We start from the raw sequence: 20,837 nt of genomic DNA, 5'->3' as shown, positions 1-20,837 counted from the left end.
ATATTCAAGACGTTTGGGAAGGCGACTTGTGGGATCGGAAAGTTTAATTATTCAACCTACTACCTATAAAAAATTACAGGGTAGCTCGGTTGATTAGAACCCTACACTCGTATGCTTTGGTCATGGATTCAGGTCTTTTCAAAGCTACCATGTTATGAAAAAGACCCCTCGATTGAGTGGATTTTTTTATGCCTTAACTGTGAGGTGTACTTGGAGGTAGACCTGAAATACCTTACAATCGCTCAAATAAAACCATACCAAGAATATTGATAATGATAAAAAAAATCATCTTAAATATATTGATTTTATGTATTACTTTGCCTGTTTTTGCTAAAAATTCAATTCGAGCATTGCCTTTTCAAAAAGAAGATATTTCTGCAACTGAAATAAGAAAAATTTGCCAAAAATTAGAATCCCAATGTCATGAAATACATGCTCAACTCTGGTCAGTAAATATTGCAAAAAATAAATATTATTATTTGATAGAAGATAAATTACGAATCACACAGCTTTTAAAGCAGCGTGAGCAATATCGAATTATGCAGCATTGGGATTTAGATCAGCATAAACCTGTATTTGCAATTCAGGAAAATCATAAGTCGATCATTTATCTCCATCCTGCACTTTACCCTCTAAATAAGCATAATTATGCCGTTGCCTTAATTTATGGTGGGATTTCAAACTCTTTGGGGGATGATAGTGGTGAGCAAAATGTGGACTTTATTCAATTACTTCCAAAAGGAAAAACAAAACTGGTCTTTAAGCATTTACCTTTTTACGAATACCAGAATCAACTCTCCTGCTATCGAGATATGGAAGATGAAAAGAATAATTATTGTGAAGATCAGAAGGCGACCATACTTAAGATCAGCTATAGAGATGTAGGATTGGCTTATTATGAATGGCGTTTAAGTTATTTGAATATAAGCTGGCTTAAAAATAATAAAATCGACGAATATAAACAGCGGAGTTTGACACTAATCCCTTTTATTCAAGCGCATTAAAGGCATGCAGTAGCGATATAACATCATCCGTCTGCAACTGCTCACGCATCTTTAAAAACTGCTTTTCATCCAAATCATAAATTTTAAGCGAAAGCAGTTTTTCAATATCTTTTTCAAGAAAGCGAGATTTAATAATTTTGGCAGGCACACCACCCACAACAGCATAAGGTGGTACATCTTTTGTCACGACTGCGCCTGTTGCCACAACTGCACCTTCACCAAGCGTTACACCTTGCATAATCATGGCGCGACTGCCAATCCAGCAACCATCGCCAATAACTGTGTCTCCAGCAGGCACAAAACTGCGTGTATCGAACGGAAAGGCTGAAATCCAGTCAGTACGGTGCAACTGATTGCCACCCATCATAATCACGCATTCTGCCCCAAAACAAACAAAGTTACCGATATATAGCTGATCAATCGGTTTCTCCACAGTTGCAGGCTTGTCATGTAAATAACGCACTACACAACGCTCAAAACCTTGATCCCAATAAGCGCTGTAATAACTGTAATTTCCCTTAATGTGAATATTCGAATTCTTCACCGTTTTAGAGATGAATTCGAACTCGCACCAGTGTTTGACAGGGGAATTGATCAGATTATCCATAGATAAATGTGTGGTAGGGGAGGTTGAGGGATTATAGCTGAATTTTATAATCTCTCCTTAACCTTCTCCTTTAATGACAGGGAACTTTAATTGTGAATTTTAGTTTGTAATGATTACGATCTTATTCTGGGAGAGAGTAAGGAAGAAAATTAAAATTATGAAAAATTTTATCTAAAAAAATTCCACAGACTTATAAATAAGCCTTTTATACTATTAGGAAAAAGAAAACCTAAAATTGCAGAGCTGATTGTAGTAATAAAGATAATAAGTGCGGAATTGGTATGCATGTCTATGAAATATGACCATTTTATGGCGATCGCAATACCCAGTATCAAACCACCTATTGCATAGTAAAAAGCTTGTATAACGCGATCATCCATTTTTTATTTATCTGGTGATTAGTCTATAAGTTAAAGATGAAATGAAGATTTTGCAATAAAAAACCCCTCATTAGAGGGGCTTTAAAAGTATTCAATCTTTAAAGTTAAAGATATTCAACTTTCACAATCTCGTATTCCACTTCACCATTTGGTGTTTGAATTTTTGCTTCATCGCCTTCGCTTTTGCCTAAAAGACCACGAGCAATAGGGGAGTTCACAGAGATCTTGTTGATCTTAAAGTCTGCTTCGTCATCGCCTACAATTTGATAAGTCTTTTGTTCTTCAGTGTCCAAGTTCTCAATCGTTACTGTCACCCCAAAAACGACCCGACCGTTTTGTTCAAGTGTTTTAACATCAATCACTTGCATTGCACCGAGTTTACCTTCGATGTCCTGAATACGGCCTTCACAGAAACCTTGTTGCTCGCGGGCAGCATGGTATTCCGCATTTTCTTTCAAATCCCCATGTTCACGCGCTTCAGCAATGGCTGCAATAATACGTGGACGATCAATACTTTTTAACTGATGTAATTCTTTCTCTAAGGCAAGTTTGCCTTCAGGAGTCATAGGATAACGTTGCATTGTTGTCCCTCTAAGTGAGTATAAAAATGAATGGTTTATAAATGAAAAAATCCCGCCACCAATAAGGTGACGGGACTTATCGGTAATTTATTAACCTACTGTTAAATCTTGCAAGCGGTATACATCCATCGGCAATTTAATTGCTAAAGCTTGGCATACAGCATCAGCACCATTCAAGGTTGTGGTGTAATACACTTTACCTTGAAGCGCAGAGCGACGGATCGAGAACGAATCCTGCTGAGCTTGTTTACCTTCAGATGTATTGATAATGAGGTGAATCTCGCCATTTTTCAAGCGATCTACGATATGAGGGCGACCTTCGGTTACCTTATTCACACGTTCACATTCAATACCAGCTTCAGTAATCACTTTATGCGTGCCACTTGTTGCTACAAGTTTGAAACCGTAATCAACAAGTTGTTGTGCAATACGTGCAACATGCGGTTTATCTGACTCGCGTACAGACAAGAATGCATGTTTTACTTCGCCTTCAGTTGGTTTACCAGGCAAGCGATCATTCGAGCCTAACACAGCTTTATAGAATGCTTCACCAAAAGTTGTACCCACACCCATCACTTCGCCCGTAGATTTCATTTCAGGGCCAAGAATTGGGTCAACACCCGGGAATTTTGCAAATGGGAACACCGCTTCTTTTACAGCGAAGTGAGTCGGGATAATCTCTTTAGTAAATCCTTGAGATTCCAAAGACTGGCCCGCCATACAACGTGCAGCCACTTTCGCTAAAGACTCACCGATACATTTAGAAACGAAAGGCACAGTACGTGATGCACGTGGGTTCACTTCCAGAATATAAACGTCGTTGCCTTTAACCGCAAACTGTACGTTCATCAAACCAATTACCCCAAGCTCTTTCGCCATGGCAACAGTTTGACGGCGCATTTCGTCCTGAATCTCTTGAGATAGAGAATAAGGAGGAATAGAACATGCTGAGTCACCCGAGTGAATACCCGCTTGTTCAATGTGCTGCATGATCCCGCCAATGACCACATCTTTACCGTCGGATACACAGTCAACATCGACTTCAGTTGCATCATCAAGGAAGTGATCCAGCAATACAGGTGCTTCGTTAGAGGCTTGAACTGCATCACGTAAGTAGCGTTTCAATTCGTCGTCGTTATATACGATTTCCATCGCACGACCGCCAAGTACGTATGAAGGACGAACAACCAGTGGGTAGCCCACTTTAGATGCTTCAGCCATACCTTCTTCAGCAGATTTTACAATGCTGTTACTTGGTTGACGAAGCTGCAGACGTTGAATCATTTGCTGGAAACGTTCACGGTCTTCTGCACGGTCAATCGCGTCAGGTGATGTACCGATAATTGGTGCACCGGCTTCTTCTAAAGCACGAGCCAATTTAAGCGGCGTTTGACCACCGTACTGCACGATAATGCCTTTAGGCTTCTCGATACGCACGATTTCAAGCACATCTTCCAGAGTAATCGGTTCAAAGTACAAACGGTCTGAAGTGTCATAGTCAGTTGAAACCGTTTCAGGGTTACAGTTCACCATGATGGTTTCGTAACCATCTTCACGCATTGCAAGCGCTGCGTGTACACAGCAGTAATCGAACTCGATCCCTTGACCAATACGGTTAGGACCGCCACCGATGACCATGATCTTGTCGCGGTTCGATGGATTTGCTTCACATTCTTCGTCGTAAGTTGAATACATGTAAGCAGTATCAGATTCGAACTCTGCTGCACAGGTATCGACACGTTTGTAAACCGGGGTTACGCCCAAGTTCCAACGGTGTTTACGGAATTGTTTTTGTGAAATGCCCATCAAATCTGCAATGCGAAGATCTGATAAACCTTTGCGTTTGAACGAACGGATATTGTCCGCATTCAAATCACCAAAACCTAAGGTTTTGATTTGGTTTTCAGTTTTGATGATGTCTTCGATTTGGATCAAGAACCATTTGTCGATGTTGGTTGCTGCAAACACTTCGTCTAAAGTGAAACCATGACGGAATGCGTCACCGATGAACCAAATACGTTCTGGACCAGGTACTTTAAGTTCTTGAAGAATTTTCTCGCGTGCGCCATCAGCACCGACTTCGAGTTTTTCGTCAAAACCACATACGCCCACTTCAAGACCACGAAGCGCTTTTTGCAAAGATTCCTGGAAGTTACGGCCAATCGCCATCACTTCGCCCACAGATTTCATCTGTGTAGTTAGAATTGCTTCAGCTTGTGGGAATTTCTCGAAGTTAAAACGAGGAATCTTAGTTACTACATAGTCAATTGCAGGTTCGAATGACGCAGGTGTTGCACCGCCAGTGATGTCATTTTTCAATTCATCAAGGGTGTAACCCACAGCCAGTTTCGCTGCAATTCGTGCAATCGGGAAGCCCGTTGCTTTAGATGCAAGTGCAGATGAACGTGATACACGCGGATTCATCTCGATCACAACCATACGACCGTCTTTCGGGTTAATACCGAATTGAACGTTCGAACCACCTGTTTCCACACCAATTTCACGCAGAACGGCAATCGATGCATTACGCATGATTTGGTATTCTTTGTCGGTCAATGTTTGCGCAGGGGCAACTGTGATTGAGTCACCTGTATGAACGCCCATAGGGTCAAAGTTTTCGATCGCACATACGATAATACAGTTGTCGTTTTTGTCACGAACAACTTCCATTTCGTACTCTTTCCAACCAATCAATGATTCATCGATTAAAAGTTGGTGAGTCGGCGACAGGTCGAAACCACGTTCACAGATTTCAATGAATTCGTCACGGTTGTAAGCAATACCACCGCCTGAACCACCCATAGTGAATGATGGACGAATAATCGAAGGGAAGCCTAATTTTGCCTGGATTTCGAATGCTTCTTCCATGGTGCTTGCAACAGCAGCACGTGGACATTCAAGACCAATACGACGCATCGCGTCATCAAACAGTTTACGGTCTTCAGCCATTTCAATGGCATCTTTACTCGCACCGATCAATTCAACATTGTATTTTTCTAAAATACCGTGTTCATCAAGTGCAAGCGCACAGTTCAATGCTGTTTGACCACCCATAGTCGGTAGGACAGCATCTGGACGCTCTTTTTCAATGATTTGTGCAACGGTCTGCCAAGTAATCGGTTCGATATACGTTGCATCAGCCATTGACGGGTCGGTCATAATGGTTGCTGGGTTAGAGTTCACCAGAATAACACGGTAGCCTTCTTCACGAAGGGCTTTACATGCTTGTGCACCTGAGTAGTCAAACTCACATGCCTGACCGATCACAATCGGACCCGCACCAATAATTAAGATGCTTTTAATGTCTGTACGTTTAGCCATGATCGCTTCCTTAATTACTTCTTAGACGCTTCGATAAGTTCGATGAAATGATCGAACAAAGGGGCACAGTCATGTGGACCAGGACTCGCTTCAGGGTGACCCTGGAAGCTGAACGCTGGTTTATCCGTGCGATGCATACCCTGGAGGGTTTGGTCGAACAATGAGATGTGCGTCGCTTTCAGGTTTGCAGGTAGAGTATCAATTTCCACTGCAAAGCCGTGGTTTTGAGAAGTAATCATCACTGTACCATCTTCAAGATTTTGTACAGGATGGTTTGCACCGTGGTGACCGTGAGGCATTTTCACAGTTTTAGCACCAGAAGCAAGCGCAAGGATCTGGTGACCTAAACAGATACCAAATACAGGTAAGTTGGTGGTTTCAACAATCGTTTTTACCGCTTCAATTGCATAATCACATGCAGCTGGATCGCCAGGACCGTTCGACAAGAACACACCATCCGGATTTAATGCGAGAACTTTTTCTGCAGGCGTTTGAGCTGGAACTACAGTTAGTTTGCATCCGCGATCTGTCAGCATACGTAAGATGTTGGTTTTGACACCGTAATCATATGCAATCACATGGAATTTAAGTTCAGGTTGAGAGAAGCCTTGGCCAAGTGCCCAAGAACCTTCAGTCCATTCAAAACCGGCCGGGTCACAGCATTCTTTCGCCAGGTCTAAACCGTTTAAACCGCCAAATGCACGTGCTTTTTCTAAAGCCTCTTCTTCTGTAATGTTTTCACCGGCAAGGATGCAACCATTCTGCGCGCCCTTGGCACGTAAAATTCTGGTCAATTTACGTGTATCAATATCGGCAATTGCAACAACATTATGTTGTTGAAGATATTCACCCAAAGATTGATTCGCACGGAAGTTGCTATGCAATAAAGGAAGGTCACGGATAATTAAACCGTTTGCCCATACTTTATGAATTCGACCTGACTCAGCGTCTTCATCATTACAACCTGTATTACCAATATGCGGGTAAGTCAAAGTCACAAGTTGCTGTGCATAACTCGGGTCAGTCAAAATTTCTTGATAGCCAGTCATTGCTGTATTAAAAACGACTTCACCAGTCGTACTACCCGATGCACCGATAGACGTACCTTTAAAGATCGTTCCATCTGCGAGGGCTAAAATGGCGGGAGTGCTCAAACCAAAGCTCCTGAAATTTAGGCTGTAAAAAAGCGAGAAGACGAAAAAAAAGGAAGGCTATTTTTTTAACCAACCCTCCCTATGTCTGCTCGCTTGAACTTAACACGGCATTATACGCAGTCGACCTGTTGAAGTCCATGCTATTTATCCCGAATATGAAAGATAAATACCTTGTGTTTTAAACAAAAGTCTGTTTGTAGACAGTGTATGTAAAATGTAAGCAAATAATAATTGTCTGACAAATCAAAACTTAAATTTTATCAAATCGACTAGTCTATAGCTCTCATCCAATAACGATAGGAACAAGGCCATGACTACAGAACAAAAACAAGTTAAAGCTAAACCTGCCTTAAAAGAGGTAGTTGCTGATAGTGCTGAAAAGTTGGAGCAAGCATCTAAAGAGGCAAAGCAAAAGGTAACCGAAACAGTAACTGAGTCGGCTGAAAATATTAAGGCTGATGCCAAAGAACTGCAGGCCAATGTACAAGATCAAGTTCAAAATCTGAAACAGGATCTGTTACAACGCATTGATACCATTAAAAAACAACTGAATTTTTCACAAAAAGATTTAACTGAGTTGAAGGAGTTTGTGAAAACCGAATTCAATGCAGTGATTGAGGATTTATCCAAATTGGGTAAAGAATTAAAAGAGGATGTAAGCCAGATTTCTGTTAAACATAAAGATCATTTAACTGAAACCTTCAAGCGTTCAAAAGAGCATACTTTAGATGCATGGAAAAAGGTTTCTGTTAAAGCTGAAGAAAAACCAACATTAAAAAGCTGATTTATTGTTCAATGCAAAATGCAAAATGCAAAACTAAGAGAGGGATATACAATATTTCCTGAACCCAAGTATTGAAAACATAAAATTGAAAGCATAAAAAAGTGAGGCCGTCTGCCTCACTTTTTTATTTTTCAAATATCAATGTTCTGGTTTAAAACTGATGTAGCCAATCACGTTTGTTGTGAAAGTCTGCATTCGGACTGCTATGTTGCATTGCGTAGTATTGGGTACCTTGCGAAGTTTTAAGTACAGCACTTAAACCCAAGAACATATTTGACCATTGTAATTTATGCTTTAACATAAATTCGGTTAAATCCAGACTTACATTTAAACCGTAATGTGTACGTTTGAGTTGATTGAGTTCAATGTCATCTGCAGCTTGCGGAGGCATATCTTCAGGATAACGATATTCTTCGAATTGATACGCCTGCCAAGCTTGTGAAGGGGAGAGGTTGATCTCCCGATAGAAATCTTCACCATGCACGCCAATAAAAATTTCATAACAGGTATGTTCCCATAAGAAATCTTGACGTAGATTACCTTGCACCAAATCAGGCCACTGCATGAATTGATTTGGATCACGTAACCAATAGCCTACATTTATACCATATGGACCTTGTTGTTCAATCGCTCCCACTAACGAGATGGATTGAAAGCGACGATCGAAAGCATTAAGTTCGTAACTGGCCATAAAGCTTAGTTAGACAAATGTGCGTGGCGTACAAGATTCGAAAGTTTTGGATTTTGTTTTGCAGCTTTTTTATAAAGCAACGCAATTTTACCAATCGTTTGTACTATCTCAGCGCCAGTCACTTGAGCAATTTCGTTAATTGCAGCAACACGTGCTTCGCGATCTTCACCGGCAATTTTAACTTTAATCAGTTCATGATCATTTAAAGCACGGTTTGTTTCTTCGATGACATTTTCAGTCAAACCTTGACCGCCCAACATAACCACTGGGTTAAGTGCATGTCCGATTTGACGCAAACGCTTGCGTTCCTGAATTGATAAAGCCGCCATAAAGATAACCTAATTTTAAAAACGGCCTAGTATAGCAAATCTCACATTTAAACGCTTTATATTCTGTGAAATAATCGATTTCAGTGATTGAAAAAAACATACCAAAGATCAGATTTAGATACAGATGTATACTGCAACTATGGCATTTTTCACGTACAATAATAAATTAGAAGTTTTTTATTATTTAGAGAGTTATGGCAACACGCATTACCAACCAAAAGTTATCGAAAAGCAGTCGAGATTGGATGCGCGAGCACTTAGACGATCCGTTTGTGAAAAAAGCACAGAAGGAAGGCTACCGTGCGCGTGCTGCGTATAAGCTTCTTGAAATGCAAGAAAAATATAAAATTATTAAACCAGGCATGACAGTTGTAGACCTGGGTGCTGCACCAGGTAGTTGGTCGCAAATTGCCGGAAAATTGGTCGGCGATAAAGGTTTGCTGATCGCTTCAGATATCTTGGAAATGGATGCATTGCCTGATGTAACTTTTTTACAAGGTGACTTTCGGGAAGAAGAAGTTTTCGAAAAATTGTTAAATCTTTTAAACGGACGGACCGTAGACGTTGTAATTTCAGATATGGCCCCCAATACATCAGGTAATAAGGCTGTAGATCAACCGCGTCAGATTTACTTGTGTGAACTTGCTTTAGATTTTGCCAACAAGGTTCTAGGACCTAAAGGGCAATTTGTAGTCAAGGTTTTCCAGGGCACAGGATTTGATGAATTCCGTAAACAAGTTGTAGATAGCTTTGATGTATTAAAAACATCAAAACCTGCTGCTTCACGTGCCCGTTCTAAAGAAGTATTTTTGATCGGACAAGGGCGCAAGAAGGCTTCTAAATAAAGTTTACTTGCCAAGACGTTAAAAATTGTGCATTTTGTACATTTTTAAAATATTGCATAGCTGATTTTCAGCTTAAATTAGGGTCACCCGTTTTTGGGCATGATCAAATTAGATTGATATGGGAATAAAGCTTTGAGCGATCTCTTCAAGAATGCCGTTTTGTGGCTGGTTATACTCGGTGTGCTGATTTTGATTTTCAGCAACATCAGTGACCGCAATCAACCGACTGCAATGAATTATTCAGAGTTTGTTTCAGCGGTGAATGCTGGTCAAATTAAGCAAGTCACGATTGATGGTGAAAGAATTCGTGGTGAAAAAACAAACGGTTCAGAGTTTGAGAGTATTCGTCCTGCAATTCAAGACCCGGAACTTATGCCAAGCCTCATCAAACAGGGTGTGGTCGTAGAGGGTACTGCTCCTGCGCGTCAAGGCTTGTTGATGCAACTTCTTATCGCCAGCTTCCCTGTACTTTTAATCATTTTGTTATTCATGTTCTTTATGCGAAACATGGGTGGTGGTGCAGGTGGTAAAAGTGGCCCGATGAGTTTTGGTAAGTCAAAAGCCAAAATGCTTTCTGAAGACCAAATTAAAGTCACTTTTTCAGATGTTGCGGGCTGTGATGAAGCTAAACAAGAAGTGGTGGAAATTGTCGATTTCCTGAAAGACCCAACCAAATTTAAACGTCTGGGTGCAAGTATTCCACGTGGTGTTTTAATGGTCGGTCCCCCAGGTACAGGTAAAACTTTACTTGCGAAAGCTATTGCTGGTGAAGCAAAAGTTCCATTCTTTAGTATTTCTGGTTCTGACTTCGTTGAAATGTTCGTCGGTGTGGGTGCGTCTCGTGTCCGTGATATGTTTGAACAAGCAAAACGCCATGCACCATGTATTATCTTTATTGATGAGATTGATGCAGTCGGTCGTCACCGTGGTTCAGGTACAGGTGGTGGTCACGATGAACGTGAACAAACACTGAATCAGATGCTTGTAGAGATGGATGGTTTTGAAGGTAACGAAGGTATTATTGTAATCGCTGCAACCAACCGTGCAGATGTACTGGATAAAGCCTTACTTCGTCCAGGGCGTTTTGACCGTCAAGTGATGGTTGGTCTTCCAGACATTAAAGGTCGTGAACAAATTCTTAATGTTCACATGAAAAAATTGCCTTCTGTAACAGGTGTAGATGTAAAAGTTCTTGCACGTGGTACACCAGGTTTCTCAGGTGCACAATTGGCGAATCTTGTGAACGAAGCGGCACTTTTTGCAGCACGTCGCAACAAAAACACAGTCGATATGCATGACTTTGAGGATGCAAAAGACAAGTTGTACATGGGGCCAGAGCGTAAATCGATGGTGCTTCGTGACGAAGAGCGTCGAGCTACGGCCTATCATGAAGCCGGTCATGCGATTGTTGCTGAAAGTTTACCCGGTACAGACCCGGTGCATAAAGTAACCATTATGCCGCGTGGTTGGGCTTTGGGTGTAACTTGGCAGTTACCTGAATTTGATCAAACCAGCCATTATAAAGACAAAATGTTGAATGAACTTTCAATTTTGTTTGGTGGTCGTATTGCTGAAGAAGTATTCATTAATCAAATGTCTACAGGGGCTTCAAACGACTTTGAACGTGCAACGAAAATGGCACGTGCAATGGTCACCAAATATGGCATGTCTGACAAAATGGGCGTGATGGTTTATGAAGAAGATGCGCAGCAATCTTTCATGGGAAGTATTGGTAGTCGCAGTATTTCTGAAACTACACAACTAGAAGTAGACCGTGAAATTCGTCGAATTTTAGATGAGCAGTATAAAATCGCACGCGATATCCTAGAAAGTAAAAAAGATGTTGCTCATGCGATGGTTAAAGCATTGATGGAATGGGAAACCATTGATCGTGATCAAATCCGTGACATTATGGAAGGTCGTGAACCTCAACCACCTAAGGTCTATATTGCTGATCATCCAGTGATTGATGTAACACCGACTGATGGTCCAGCAACACCTCCACCATTACCTGCAAGCTAATGGTTAGGTTTGGGTGTAAAAAGAGTCTCAATTGAGGCTCTTTTTTATGCTAAAAATTTAGAATTTAAAAAGATTTCAGCTAGAGTGAAACCAACTCTTGATACACTGTGAGTTAGATATTTAAGGAGAGTTATTATGCGGTTAATGCCATTACCAAAACGAGTATTGCAATGTGGACGGATAAGTCTGGATTTATCTCAACCGCATGTGATGGGTATTTTAAATGTTACTCCAGACTCGTTTAGTGATGGTGGAAAGCATAATGGAAAATATCAAGCCGTGGCTTATGCGCTGCAAATGATTGCGGATGGCGCGACTGTTATTGATGTAGGAGGGGAATCAACACGTCCGGGAGCATCAACTGTAGAAGTCGAAGAAGAAATACGTCGTGTTGTGCCTGTGGTGAATGAATTATCGAAACATGAGGTAATTATCTCAATTGATACTTCACAACCGGAAGTGATGCGTGCAGCAGTTCAAGCAGGAGCGCATATCTGGAATGATGTCCGGGCGTTAACACGTCCCCAGGCACTTGAAACCGCGGCTGAACTGAATATACCTGTCATCATTATGCATATGCGTGGTGAACCAACCACAATGAATAATTTAAACCAATATGCTGATGTAACAACGGATGTAATCAAAGAGCTGCAACAACGTGTCGATGATGCTTTAGAAGCCGGGATAAAACCTGAAAATATCATGATTGATCCAGGATTTGGGTTTGCTAAAAATGCACAGCAAAATTTAAAATTATTAAGTGAATTTTATAAATTAAATGACATGGGTTATCCTATTTTATCTGCGCTATCCCGAAAGCGTTTCATTGGTGAAGCATTGGGTGGGGCAGATGCACAAAATCGTGCGGTTGGTTCTGTTGCTGCTCATTTATTCAGTATTCAACAGGGCGCTTGTATGGTACGTGCACACGATGTCAAAGCGATGTCAGATGCAATTAAAGTGTGGAATGCAGTGAATCATCTAGGTCTGTAAATAAGAAAAGCTCGATAAGGGGGTCGAGCTTTTTTTTGCTTTAAAGATGTAATTATTTGCCTTTATGCTCAAGCGAAGAATGGTGAACAACGATTCGTAATTTACCTGCACTATCTTTTACAAATTTCCAGGTTTTATCTACAGTAGTGACTTCGCCATTCTTATTGGTGAAGTGAACTTTGCCTAAAGTGGTCGCACTGTTACCCGATATATTTATAGCTGCATTATCGATTTCGCATTTTTGCCACCCACCGAGTGCAAACCCTTTGTCACTCGGAAAATTTGGATCTCCTCCCACGAAATAAGATAAAGCACCTTGTTTTGTGGTTCTGAATGTTTGTGGATTGGTGGTTAATGTGGGTTTAAATAAAACAGGGCCATCCTGATAAAAATATGCAGTATCAATCACTTTACTGGCGAGATCATTTGCTGCTTGTTTTCCGCTTTTATCGTAGATTGAACTGATATCAAGTAATGCTTTACACCAAGCTTGCTGTGCCGCTATTACTTCGGGTTCAGAAATAATATTTTTGTGAGTATCTTTCATTGGTGTTGTAGAGCATGCTGCTAAGGTTATTCCAAGAAATGTAACTAAAATGGCTTTCATAACATTTCCCTATAAGAATTATGTTTTTATTTTATAAAGTAAGTTTTATTTAAATCCTAGTAAGGCTATCGAATGTATCGAAAACTCAACCAAACCCCTGCATTAAATTTAAAAGTTTAAATAAATTAGTTGTTTAGTTTGTATTGTGAGAAAGGTTGCAAGTCTAATTATCTTTTAGTATGCCTTAACTACAGAAAGGAAGAGCAAATATGAAAATAATCTATTTTAGGTTTAGATAGAATTAATGAATATTTTAGAAAAGCGCTCAGTGAGGCAATTATAATGTGGCAGGTAATGAGCCAAGTGTAATTAAATACAACAAGTGTGAATAAAATAGAATATAGGTAAAGTCCACTCTCTTTTTTGTGGTTTGGTTTGGTAATTATGTTGCTTTATGTTATACAGGCTCGCTTTAATGCGTGTCTTTTTTGAGTGTTGTATGTTTGAAGATTTACTTCTCCCCATGTTTGATGATGAATATTATCCAGATATTCTGGTAGCGGAAATTAAGCAGGTTATTAAACAGTTTGCAAAGAAAGTCGCAAAGTCTGATTTGTCTGAAGTGGAAATTTATCGTTTTGCTGCCGAAACCGTTGTTTTAATTAATAAGATGAAACCCCAGTTTGAAGATCTAGATTCATCCTTAGATGATACTGCAGCCGATTATATTGCTGAGGCCATGATGATGGTGGTACAAGAGCACGGTTATATGGATATTGAAATGGAAGAACTAGTATCTAATAGAGAGTGGTAAGTCACTCTCTATTGGTTAGTTTTCCTTTGGGAAGTTTATCTAAATCGGATAATAAATCTGAAAGATGACAGCTTTTTTTAAGATGTACCGCGGAGATTCCCTCTACTCTTAAACGGTATATCTTATTATTCTCATAAGCTCTGGCTCTTAGATTGAGCCAAAAATAGGAATCTTGTTGTATTAATCTGCGGATTTTTATTTCATCTTCAGGATGATTAAAATCAAGTAGGAATTGATCTCGGGCTATACTACAGCGATGTAAGATAAGTTGATCTTTATCTTGAGTAATCGTTCCCGAAAATAAATCATAAATAATCTTAGTTTGTTCTTTGTTAACTGATTCTTTTGCGTGGCAAAAAGATGAAATAATCAAGATGAATAGGCTGACATGCCAAATGCTATGTCTTCTGTTTTTGTTCATTATTTTATTTCTTATTATGTAGTGATTGTATTTTAAGAATTTAGGTATAAAAAAACCAGCTTATCGCTGGGTCTTTTATTGCACCATTTTAATAAGACTTAAAATGGTGCCCGAGGCCAGACTCGAACTGGCACGCTTTGTGGGCGGGGGATTTTAAATCCCCTGTGTCTACCGATTTCACCACTCGGGCATGTGCGCAATAATAGAGGACGAAATAAAACTTGGCAAGTATCTTTCGGTGTGTTTGCTTTCTTTTCAATCAATTCATGTGCTTATGGGGGTAAAGAGAGCGAAATTTTAACTTTCTAAAGTCTTTTAATACCGATAATAGTTTTACCGTTTCTTTTTTTGCCTACTTTTTATGCAGCAATCGAATGGATTAAAAAAGGGATTTTCTCTTGGTTTCTTATTTTGGTTAAGAAATAGAACAAAAAAGATATCCCTTTTATCTTAAAACAGTGGTCATTTATTAATGCTGAATTTTATTGCTGAGCCGAAACGCGCCAAATTATATTGCCTACATCGTCTGCCACAAGCAAAGCCCCAGTACGATCTTGTGTTAGGCCCACAGGCGCGCCAAACAACTTGCTTTCATCTTTGGAATGAAATCCTGTCACAATTGGCATCGCTTTGCCGCTTGGCATACCATCTTTAAAAGGTATAAACACCACGTCATAACCGCTTAACGGAGACCGATCCCAACTGCCATGATTACTGACAAATGCACCACCGTTATATTGAGCCGGCAATCCTGTGCCATTATAAAACCATAATCCAAGTGCAGCGACATGCGAGCCTAAAGCATAGTCTGGTTTAAGGGCTTTTTTTACTAAATCTGGACGTTGTTGTTTGACTCGGGTATCAATATTTTGACCGTAATAGCTATAGGGCCAGCCATAAAAGCCACCATCTTGAATAGAGGTTAAATAGTCAGGCACCAGACTTGCACCAATTTCATCTCGTTCATTGGCAATGGCCCAAAGCTTATTGGAAACAGGTTCAAACTGTAGCCCAGTTGGGTTGCGCACGCCACTTGCGTAAATACGACTGGCACCTGAATTGATATCAACTTCTAAAATGGCCGCGCGACGATATTCAACTTCTAAGCCATTTTCCCCAATATTACTATTAGAGCCGACACCCACGTACAGTTTACTTTGGTCGGGGCTGACCACCATAGATTTAGTCCAATGGTGATTGATGGTATCAGGTAAATCTGCAAGCTCTACACCCGGGTCGGTAATTTTGGTCTGACCGGCAATGAATGGATACTTCATGATGTTATTGGTATTGGCAACATATAAGGCGTTACCCACTACTTGTACCCCAAAAGGTGAATGTAACCCTTCGAGTAAAATATGTTTTTCCCATTGCCCCGTAGCGTTTTGACGAAGTAGGGTAATACGATTTCCGCCTTTCCCCCCTTTCCCTGATTTCCCTTTAATTTTAGAGGCAATTAACTGTTTAGGTGTGGTGGTCGCTTCTTCGCCGGGTCCATTGGATTCTACAACTAAAATATCACCATTACTCACCGTATAGAGTTGGCGGGGATGTAATAGATTGTCAGCAATTCTTTCAATTTTCAAACCTGGGGCCACTTCAGGTTTAGCATCATTTGCCCATCCTGCAAAATTAGGCACTTGCATCGGAGGAACTAAAAAATTTTGGGCTTTTGGTAATTCTGGATTATTGCCTATTTGCCTATTATTATCGATAGGGGCTTTATCGCTACATGCCAGCAGCGTTATCGAGGTAAGGGAAATAGCCATCAAGAGGTTTGCATTATTTTTCATGTTTATTCCTCAAAGTTTATGATTATCATCAAAAGATTTAGAAATATAAGCAATACTCACGAGAGCCACAGTAATTATAGACAGTATGACATTCTCAGGTACCGAAGCATAAGCATCACGACTGTGTACGAAAGAGTTTAAAATAGCCGTTAAAATTGCAAATCCATAACACCAAAACCCGATCAGACTCACATTATTTCGCGTGTAAGTTTTAGGGAACCAAACCAAATATAAATTGATGAGACGGGGAATAATTGCAATGACTAAACCAATTGCAATCACCCAAGCGGAGGCTTTATTCCACAGAACTTCCGCCGTATTCATGTATAAAATATCAAAAATGAGTCCTGCAACGAAAAATCCAAATGGCATGCTATCAAGCCAATAATAGATCGCCATTAAAAAATTAGAACGCGTTGGATAATTAACAGGTGTCATATATACCTCCATAGTAGGAATTAACATTTTGAAATTCGGTGGTTTTTATTTTTTTAATAAAAAACCGACTCCTTCGTTAATTCCATTTATTAGTCGTCATCACTTTTCGTATTATTAGCTGCTTTTTTATAAGGCTTTGAACTTGGTCCAGTATAGTCTGAATTATAGACAAGAATAAAATTGTAAAACAGATTTTACCAAAGCCATCTATAGAGTTACCTAAAGCAATCATAATGCTGGCAAAATATATAATGTTGAAGAATTATTTTGTGTGATTACTGGCCTGTATTTCGGATTTGATTTATTAAAAAGTACAACATATCTAGGTTGCCCCTATATATTTAAAAACTAATTTTATTTAACTTGTGATGCTGCTGCAGACTGGAATCAATCGCATAGTTAGGATTTTAGCAGTGATAATTTTGGATTTTTTAAGCGATTACTTTACCTGTACACCATGAAAAAGCCTATTTCCGCACATTGCAATCTTTGACCTTTATTATGGCTTAATTTAGTTAAAAATTAATAAAAACCCCCAACATCCTGCCGGGGTTTTCCGTATGGCATGTAAGGTATCACTCCCGTTATATCTTGTTCGCTTTTTCATGTATGAATCATTTTATTGTTATTAGCCGAATATCCCATTCTCTATACAGCCATTATAAGCAATCAGGTGCAGCTCGCCTGGAGGTAATCGCTTGATTACAGGCTTTAGCCTACGCAGCCAGTTAACAGGCTTCCGATATGATCAGCAGCAATGAATATGTTAGCTGAAAATGAGTATGTTAGATGAAGTAGTGGGTAGCTATTGCTGTGCTTATTCGGCAATTTTAAAATTATTATTTTACATGCAGCTGAATAGGGCGCATTAAAATAATAACCTTTACATTAAACTATCTAAATAGCTCTCTATATCTGCATGTTTATAGGTTTTACACAGCGCATTTTCATATTGAATCAGTTGCATATATAAGTCGACAAACTGTTTTTCCTGTTGCTGCGCTGTTTTATAGGGCACGGAATTTTTTGTACTGATTAGGCGCTTAAGTTTAGTTTTTAAAATTTGTTTATATGACCAAAAGCAAATGCGTCGTATTTCTTGCAAGTAAAAATATTGTTCAACTTGGGTGTCGGCACGGAACATATTCTCTTTATAGAAGTGCACAAAGCCAAAACTTAAGGCAAAGAAAAATAAAATTCCTTGTAAGAAGATGCTTTCAATATAGGCAATATTAATCGTTTGTAGCACAATCAGGGTGGCCAGTTTGACAGGAGTATGGCGCAGTTGTTGATACATCGAGATGGAACTGTGTTTAATTTGTTTAATCACCAATGGTGTATATAGCATAAACAGCAACATAATTGCCAATACAGCGGTGCCTTGCGCACGAAAGGCACTGAGTTGCGGCAGTTGAAGTGCAATCAAATGACCAAGACTAATTGCGAGGCTGATAAAAATCATTGCGGCCAATAGCCAAGGAATTAGCTCTTTTAACTCATCTAAAATACCTTTGGTCTTAATCATGCTATAAAACAAATAATTTCTTTTAAAGGCCGAAGGGTATTCCTGCCGCAATTGTTTTAAAAAAAGAACCGTTTGTTGCTTGCTGATCATAAGAGCCAAAGACAAAGAAGAACGAAGGCTAATATAAAGGTTTTCAGCATATTTAACACAACAAAAGCCCAACAGGCCTGCATGATGGCTGAATAATCGTCAGAAGCAGATTTTATTCCTGTATTGAAAGATGATTTATGCGAAAATAGACTTTTATTATTTTTGTCCAAGGACAGTTTATGACTGATCAATCTCCTGAATCTTTAAGCGATATCGAAATTTTAGACATTTTACAGTCCATGAAAGACGATGAGCTGAATACTGAAGCGAAAGAGATTATCCGTAATGGAGGTAAAGCTGGTCGTCAAGAAGCGTATAAACAGGCAATTGTGGCTTTACATGACACTTTTGAAAAAAACTTTGTTGAAGCAGTGACTTTGGCATTAGGATTAAATCCCGGACAAGCGAAAAAAATTAAATATAAAAAAGACCGTATCCGTATTTTGAAAGTACGAGGTATTGATTACATGGCAATTGACGGTGCTGAAACAGCGCAGGTTTTATCACAAGTTGCGCAAGCAATTGTTCGTGAAGATGCAATTGTAACGCACGATCTACATAATATTTTCCCATTCTGGAAAGAAGGCTGGCCAATGGTTCAGTTTGATAATGCCTACAATATTCTGGAAGAAGACATTGGTATTCACTATGCGCTTGTCATTGAGCACTTGATTGAAAATTTTAAATAACGCTCATTAAAGAGTTATTTATGAAAATAAAAAGCACCTGTTAAAGGGTGCTTTTTTATGCTGCATTGAGTTTTTTATAGATAAAGCTAGGCTAAGAATACACCCATTAGCCAAATAAGCAGTCTCCACCAAGGAATAAGAGGCCTCCAAAGAAATTCACCCATACGCAGAGTTGAGTCATCACTTTTCGATTGCTTTTATAGTTATGGGAGTAATCCACTAAACCTAAATCAGCGGTACAATTGCTATTAGAATGATGATGGGCTGGGCTTGTTTGGCAAAAAGTAGTAACTCATACAAAGACCAGAAGAATAAAAACTGAATCAGGCGAAGAGTGCCGATAAAGACATATTCATTCTCCTTTTCCAATTTTGTTGTTCTGTTATTAACTTTGCGTTTAAAAAAGAAAAAGCAGATTACTCTGCTTCTTCCTGAATTCCATTTTCTGCTGATTTTTCCAGAAGACGCGTCACCAGTAATTGGTCAATTTTAAAATGATCGACATCGACTACTTCAAATTTGTAACCCCCAAATATCACCGCATCTGCAGGACGAGGAATCTTGCGCAATTTATACATCATGAAACCAGCAATAGTTTCATAGTTTTCATCATCCGGCATTTCATCAATTTCAAGCGCATGCTTGATGTCTTCAATCGGTGTGCTGCCATCAATTAGCCAGGAATTATTGTCACGCTTGATAATTTGCTGATCCGCTTCAACCGTTGTTACCCAGTCGCCCATCACGGTAATCATAATGTCGGACAGGGTAATCACACCGACCACTAAGGCATATTCGTTAATCACAACGGCGAATTTTTCCTTGGTGGACCGGAAGCGATCAAGTAATTCAGATAAAGTTAATGTATCTGGAATGGTCAGTACACTACGAATGGTGTTTTCATTAAGTTGCAATAAAGACTGATTGTTTAAAATACGGACTAAAATATCCTTGGCATCAATATAGCCAATCACCTCATCAATAGTTTCACTACACACCACAAATTTGGAATAAGGATATTCTGCCAGTTTTTGACGAATACTGGCTTCAGACTCTTTTAAAGTAAAGAACACCACATTTTCACGAGTGGTCATACTTGAAGGGACATTACGCTCTTCAAGTTCAAATACGTTTTCAATGAAATGATGTTCTTGCTTTTGTAATACACCAGCTTGCGCACCAGCATCCATCACTGCCGAAATATCAGCAAAGGTAATGTTGTCATCACGAATGGTATTAATTTTAAACAAGCGAAACAATAAATTAGCGATGGCATTGATGATCCAAGCCAGCGGTTTGCAAATTTTAATAAAAATTTGAATTGGGTTAATTACTGAAACTGCAATTTTTTCTGGTGCAATCATGGCCATGCGTTTCGGCATTAAATCTGCAAAAAGAATAAAAAGTGAGGTAACTAAACTAAAGGAGAGGATAAAGCCAATGTTTTCAGTCCATGGACCTTGATAAATGCGATTCACAAAATTTACGATATAAGGGCGAAATGCTGCTTCACCCAAAATACCACCGAGAATGGCAACCGCGTTTAAGCCAATTTGCGAAGCCGCAAAGAAATCAGCTGATTGTTCCTGTAGGTCTAAAACTTTTTGGGCACGTTCATCGCCCGATTCTGCAAGAATTTTAAGTTTGACCTTACGTGCACCGGCAAGTGCAATCTCCGTTAATGATAGAAAACCGGCTCCCGCAATCAGTATCACGATGATGAGGATATTCTGGAAAAGGCTCACGAATCCACCTGTTGATCATCATTATTATGGAATATTTTTAACACAAAAGGACGAGAGGTAGTAA

At 39.5% G+C, this 20,837-nt stretch carries 19 protein-coding genes and 1 tRNA gene; 7 read left to right on the top strand and 13 right to left on the bottom strand.

Annotated features, from left to right (window positions below):
• The first annotated feature begins 272 nt into the window (after window positions 1-272).
• Window positions 273-1,004 carry a hypothetical protein gene (locus AC3CAU_RS13965; protein WP_447053443.1) on the top strand — a complete coding sequence of 244 codons (732 nt, stop codon included), beginning with the start codon at window positions 273-275 and terminating at the stop codon, window positions 1,002-1,004.
• On the opposite strand, the gene AC3CAU_RS13960 is transcribed toward AC3CAU_RS13965, so the two are convergent.
• The 4 genes from AC3CAU_RS13960 to carA form a co-directional block, all read right to left on the bottom strand.
• A complete protein-coding gene (locus AC3CAU_RS13960; protein WP_447053442.1) occupies window positions 988-1,611 on the bottom strand; it encodes a CatB-related O-acetyltransferase in 624 nt (207 codons plus the stop codon). The two genes, AC3CAU_RS13965 and AC3CAU_RS13960, sit on opposite strands and share 17 nt — an antisense overlap.
• A gap of 484 nt (window positions 1,612-2,095) precedes the next feature.
• Window positions 2,096-2,572 carry a transcription elongation factor GreA gene (gene greA / locus AC3CAU_RS13955; protein WP_131215472.1) on the bottom strand — a complete coding sequence of 159 codons (477 nt, stop codon included), beginning with the start codon at window positions 2,570-2,572 and terminating at the stop codon, window positions 2,096-2,098.
• Window positions 2,573-2,662: 90 nt separating this feature from the next.
• Window positions 2,663-5,893, bottom strand: a complete 3,231-nt coding sequence (gene carB / locus AC3CAU_RS13950) for a carbamoyl-phosphate synthase large subunit (protein ID WP_447053441.1) — start codon at window positions 5,891-5,893, stop codon at window positions 2,663-2,665.
• Between the two features lie 14 nt (window positions 5,894-5,907).
• A complete protein-coding gene (carA, locus tag AC3CAU_RS13945) occupies window positions 5,908-7,047 on the bottom strand; it encodes a glutamine-hydrolyzing carbamoyl-phosphate synthase small subunit (RefSeq protein ID WP_131215468.1) in 1,140 nt (379 codons plus the stop codon).
• A gap of 310 nt (window positions 7,048-7,357) precedes the next feature.
• On the opposite strand from carA, the gene AC3CAU_RS13940 reads away from it, so the two are divergent.
• Window positions 7,358-7,831 carry a hypothetical protein gene (locus tag AC3CAU_RS13940; RefSeq protein ID WP_131215466.1) on the top strand — a complete coding sequence of 158 codons (474 nt, stop codon included), beginning with the start codon at window positions 7,358-7,360 and terminating at the stop codon, window positions 7,829-7,831.
• A 151-nt stretch (window positions 7,832-7,982) separates the two neighbouring features.
• Here the strand turns inward: AC3CAU_RS13940 and AC3CAU_RS13935 are convergent, their stop codons facing one another.
• Both AC3CAU_RS13935 and yhbY read right to left on the bottom strand, forming a co-directional pair.
• Complete coding sequence (locus tag AC3CAU_RS13935) at window positions 7,983-8,522, bottom strand: DOMON-like domain-containing protein (RefSeq protein WP_447053440.1); 540 nt, start codon at window positions 8,520-8,522, stop codon at window positions 7,983-7,985.
• Between the two features lie 5 nt (window positions 8,523-8,527).
• Entirely contained in the window at window positions 8,528-8,851 is a 324-nt protein-coding gene (gene yhbY, locus AC3CAU_RS13930) for a ribosome assembly RNA-binding protein YhbY (RefSeq protein WP_067868089.1), read from the bottom strand.
• 194 nt (window positions 8,852-9,045) lie between these two features.
• Between yhbY and rlmE the strand changes: the two genes are divergently transcribed.
• The 3 genes from rlmE to folP all read left to right on the top strand — a co-directional run bounded on the left by rlmE (window position 9,046) and on the right by folP (window position 12,711).
• Window positions 9,046-9,696: a 23S rRNA (uridine(2552)-2'-O)-methyltransferase RlmE gene (rlmE, locus tag AC3CAU_RS13925; RefSeq protein WP_131215462.1), complete on the top strand. Its 651-nt coding sequence runs from the start codon at window positions 9,046-9,048 to the stop codon at window positions 9,694-9,696.
• Between the two features lie 132 nt (window positions 9,697-9,828).
• Window positions 9,829-11,718 (top strand): ATP-dependent zinc metalloprotease FtsH, encoded by a 1,890-nt coding sequence (gene ftsH / locus AC3CAU_RS13920; RefSeq protein ID WP_131215460.1) that lies wholly within the window; start codon window positions 9,829-9,831, stop codon window positions 11,716-11,718.
• Between the two features lie 135 nt (window positions 11,719-11,853).
• Window positions 11,854-12,711: a dihydropteroate synthase gene (gene folP / locus AC3CAU_RS13915; RefSeq protein ID WP_447053439.1), complete on the top strand. Its 858-nt coding sequence runs from the start codon at window positions 11,854-11,856 to the stop codon at window positions 12,709-12,711.
• A gap of 52 nt (window positions 12,712-12,763) precedes the next feature.
• On the opposite strand, the gene AC3CAU_RS13910 is transcribed toward folP, so the two are convergent.
• Window positions 12,764-13,318 (bottom strand): hypothetical protein, encoded by a 555-nt coding sequence (locus AC3CAU_RS13910; protein WP_447053437.1) that lies wholly within the window; start codon window positions 13,316-13,318, stop codon window positions 12,764-12,766.
• A 439-nt stretch (window positions 13,319-13,757) separates the two neighbouring features.
• Here AC3CAU_RS13910 and AC3CAU_RS13905 point away from each other — a divergent pair, with 439 nt between their 5' ends.
• A complete protein-coding gene (locus AC3CAU_RS13905) occupies window positions 13,758-14,072 on the top strand; it encodes a DUF5713 family protein (protein WP_131215454.1) in 315 nt (104 codons plus the stop codon).
• 1 nt (window position 14,073) lies between these two features.
• Here AC3CAU_RS13905 and AC3CAU_RS13900 read toward each other — a convergent pair whose 3' ends face one another.
• The 5 genes from AC3CAU_RS13900 to AC3CAU_RS13880 all read right to left on the bottom strand — a co-directional run bounded on the left by AC3CAU_RS13900 (window position 14,074) and on the right by AC3CAU_RS13880 (window position 18,339).
• Window positions 14,074-14,493 (bottom strand): hypothetical protein, encoded by a 420-nt coding sequence (locus tag AC3CAU_RS13900; protein ID WP_424620840.1) that lies wholly within the window; start codon window positions 14,491-14,493, stop codon window positions 14,074-14,076.
• 104 nt (window positions 14,494-14,597) lie between these two features.
• Window positions 14,598-14,683, bottom strand: a tRNA-Leu gene (locus AC3CAU_RS13895).
• Window positions 14,684-14,975: 292 nt separating this feature from the next.
• On the bottom strand, window positions 14,976-16,286 hold the full coding sequence (locus tag AC3CAU_RS13890) for a PQQ-dependent sugar dehydrogenase (protein ID WP_447053436.1): 1,311 nt from the start codon (window positions 16,284-16,286) through the stop codon (window positions 14,976-14,978).
• 9 nt (window positions 16,287-16,295) lie between these two features.
• The gene (locus AC3CAU_RS13885) at window positions 16,296-16,724 is read right to left on the bottom strand and encodes a DUF2231 domain-containing protein (RefSeq protein ID WP_424620543.1); all 429 of its coding nucleotides are present in this window, start codon (window positions 16,722-16,724) and stop codon (window positions 16,296-16,298) included.
• A gap of 883 nt (window positions 16,725-17,607) precedes the next feature.
• Complete coding sequence (locus AC3CAU_RS13880) at window positions 17,608-18,339, bottom strand: hypothetical protein (protein ID WP_424620541.1); 732 nt, start codon at window positions 18,337-18,339, stop codon at window positions 17,608-17,610.
• Between the two features lie 179 nt (window positions 18,340-18,518).
• On the opposite strand from AC3CAU_RS13880, the gene AC3CAU_RS13875 reads away from it, so the two are divergent.
• Window positions 18,519-19,028: a hypothetical protein gene (locus AC3CAU_RS13875; protein WP_131215447.1), complete on the top strand. Its 510-nt coding sequence runs from the start codon at window positions 18,519-18,521 to the stop codon at window positions 19,026-19,028.
• A 416-nt stretch (window positions 19,029-19,444) separates the two neighbouring features.
• Here the strand turns inward: AC3CAU_RS13875 and paeA are convergent, their stop codons facing one another.
• On the bottom strand, window positions 19,445-20,773 hold the full coding sequence (gene paeA, locus AC3CAU_RS13870) for a polyamine export protein PaeA (RefSeq protein ID WP_131215445.1): 1,329 nt from the start codon (window positions 20,771-20,773) through the stop codon (window positions 19,445-19,447).
• Between the last annotated feature and the right edge of the window lie 64 nt (window positions 20,774-20,837).

The organism is Acinetobacter sp. GG23 (assembly GCF_057766365.1).
Note: the sequence above shows the minus strand (reverse complement) of the source record. Positions and strands in the feature narration are given on the sequence as shown.

Excerpts from the sequence above, each read along its gene's own strand:
- carB (WP_447053441.1), bottom strand. The coding sequence starts at position 5,893 with ATGGCTAAACGTACAGACATTAAAAGCATCTTAATTATTGGTGCGGGT.
- greA (WP_131215472.1), bottom strand. The coding sequence starts at position 2,572 with ATGCAACGTTATCCTATGACTCCTGAAGGCAAACTTGCCTTAGAGAAA.
- AC3CAU_RS13880 (WP_424620541.1), bottom strand. The coding sequence starts at position 18,339 with ATGATCAGCAAGCAACAAACGGTTCTTTTTTTAAAACAATTGCGGCAG.
- AC3CAU_RS13875 (WP_131215447.1), top strand. The coding sequence starts at position 18,519 with ATGACTGATCAATCTCCTGAATCTTTAAGCGATATCGAAATTTTAGAC.
- AC3CAU_RS13965 (WP_447053443.1), top strand. The coding sequence starts at position 273 with ATGATAAAAAAAATCATCTTAAATATATTGATTTTATGTATTACTTTG.
- AC3CAU_RS13935 (WP_447053440.1), bottom strand. The coding sequence starts at position 8,522 with ATGGCCAGTTACGAACTTAATGCTTTCGATCGTCGCTTTCAATCCATC.
- AC3CAU_RS13905 (WP_131215454.1), top strand. The coding sequence starts at position 13,758 with ATGTTTGAAGATTTACTTCTCCCCATGTTTGATGATGAATATTATCCA.
- folP (WP_447053439.1), top strand. The coding sequence starts at position 11,854 with ATGCGGTTAATGCCATTACCAAAACGAGTATTGCAATGTGGACGGATA.
- AC3CAU_RS13940 (WP_131215466.1), top strand. The coding sequence starts at position 7,358 with ATGACTACAGAACAAAAACAAGTTAAAGCTAAACCTGCCTTAAAAGAG.
- AC3CAU_RS13885 (WP_424620543.1), bottom strand. The coding sequence starts at position 16,724 with ATGACACCTGTTAATTATCCAACGCGTTCTAATTTTTTAATGGCGATC.
- AC3CAU_RS13890 (WP_447053436.1), bottom strand. The coding sequence starts at position 16,286 with ATGAAAAATAATGCAAACCTCTTGATGGCTATTTCCCTTACCTCGATA.
- AC3CAU_RS13900 (WP_424620840.1), bottom strand. The coding sequence starts at position 14,493 with ATGAACAAAAACAGAAGACATAGCATTTGGCATGTCAGCCTATTCATC.
- AC3CAU_RS13910 (WP_447053437.1), bottom strand. The coding sequence starts at position 13,318 with ATGAAAGCCATTTTAGTTACATTTCTTGGAATAACCTTAGCAGCATGC.
- AC3CAU_RS13960 (WP_447053442.1), bottom strand. The coding sequence starts at position 1,611 with ATGGATAATCTGATCAATTCCCCTGTCAAACACTGGTGCGAGTTCGAA.
- yhbY (WP_067868089.1), bottom strand. The coding sequence starts at position 8,851 with ATGGCGGCTTTATCAATTCAGGAACGCAAGCGTTTGCGTCAAATCGGA.
- rlmE (WP_131215462.1), top strand. The coding sequence starts at position 9,046 with ATGGCAACACGCATTACCAACCAAAAGTTATCGAAAAGCAGTCGAGAT.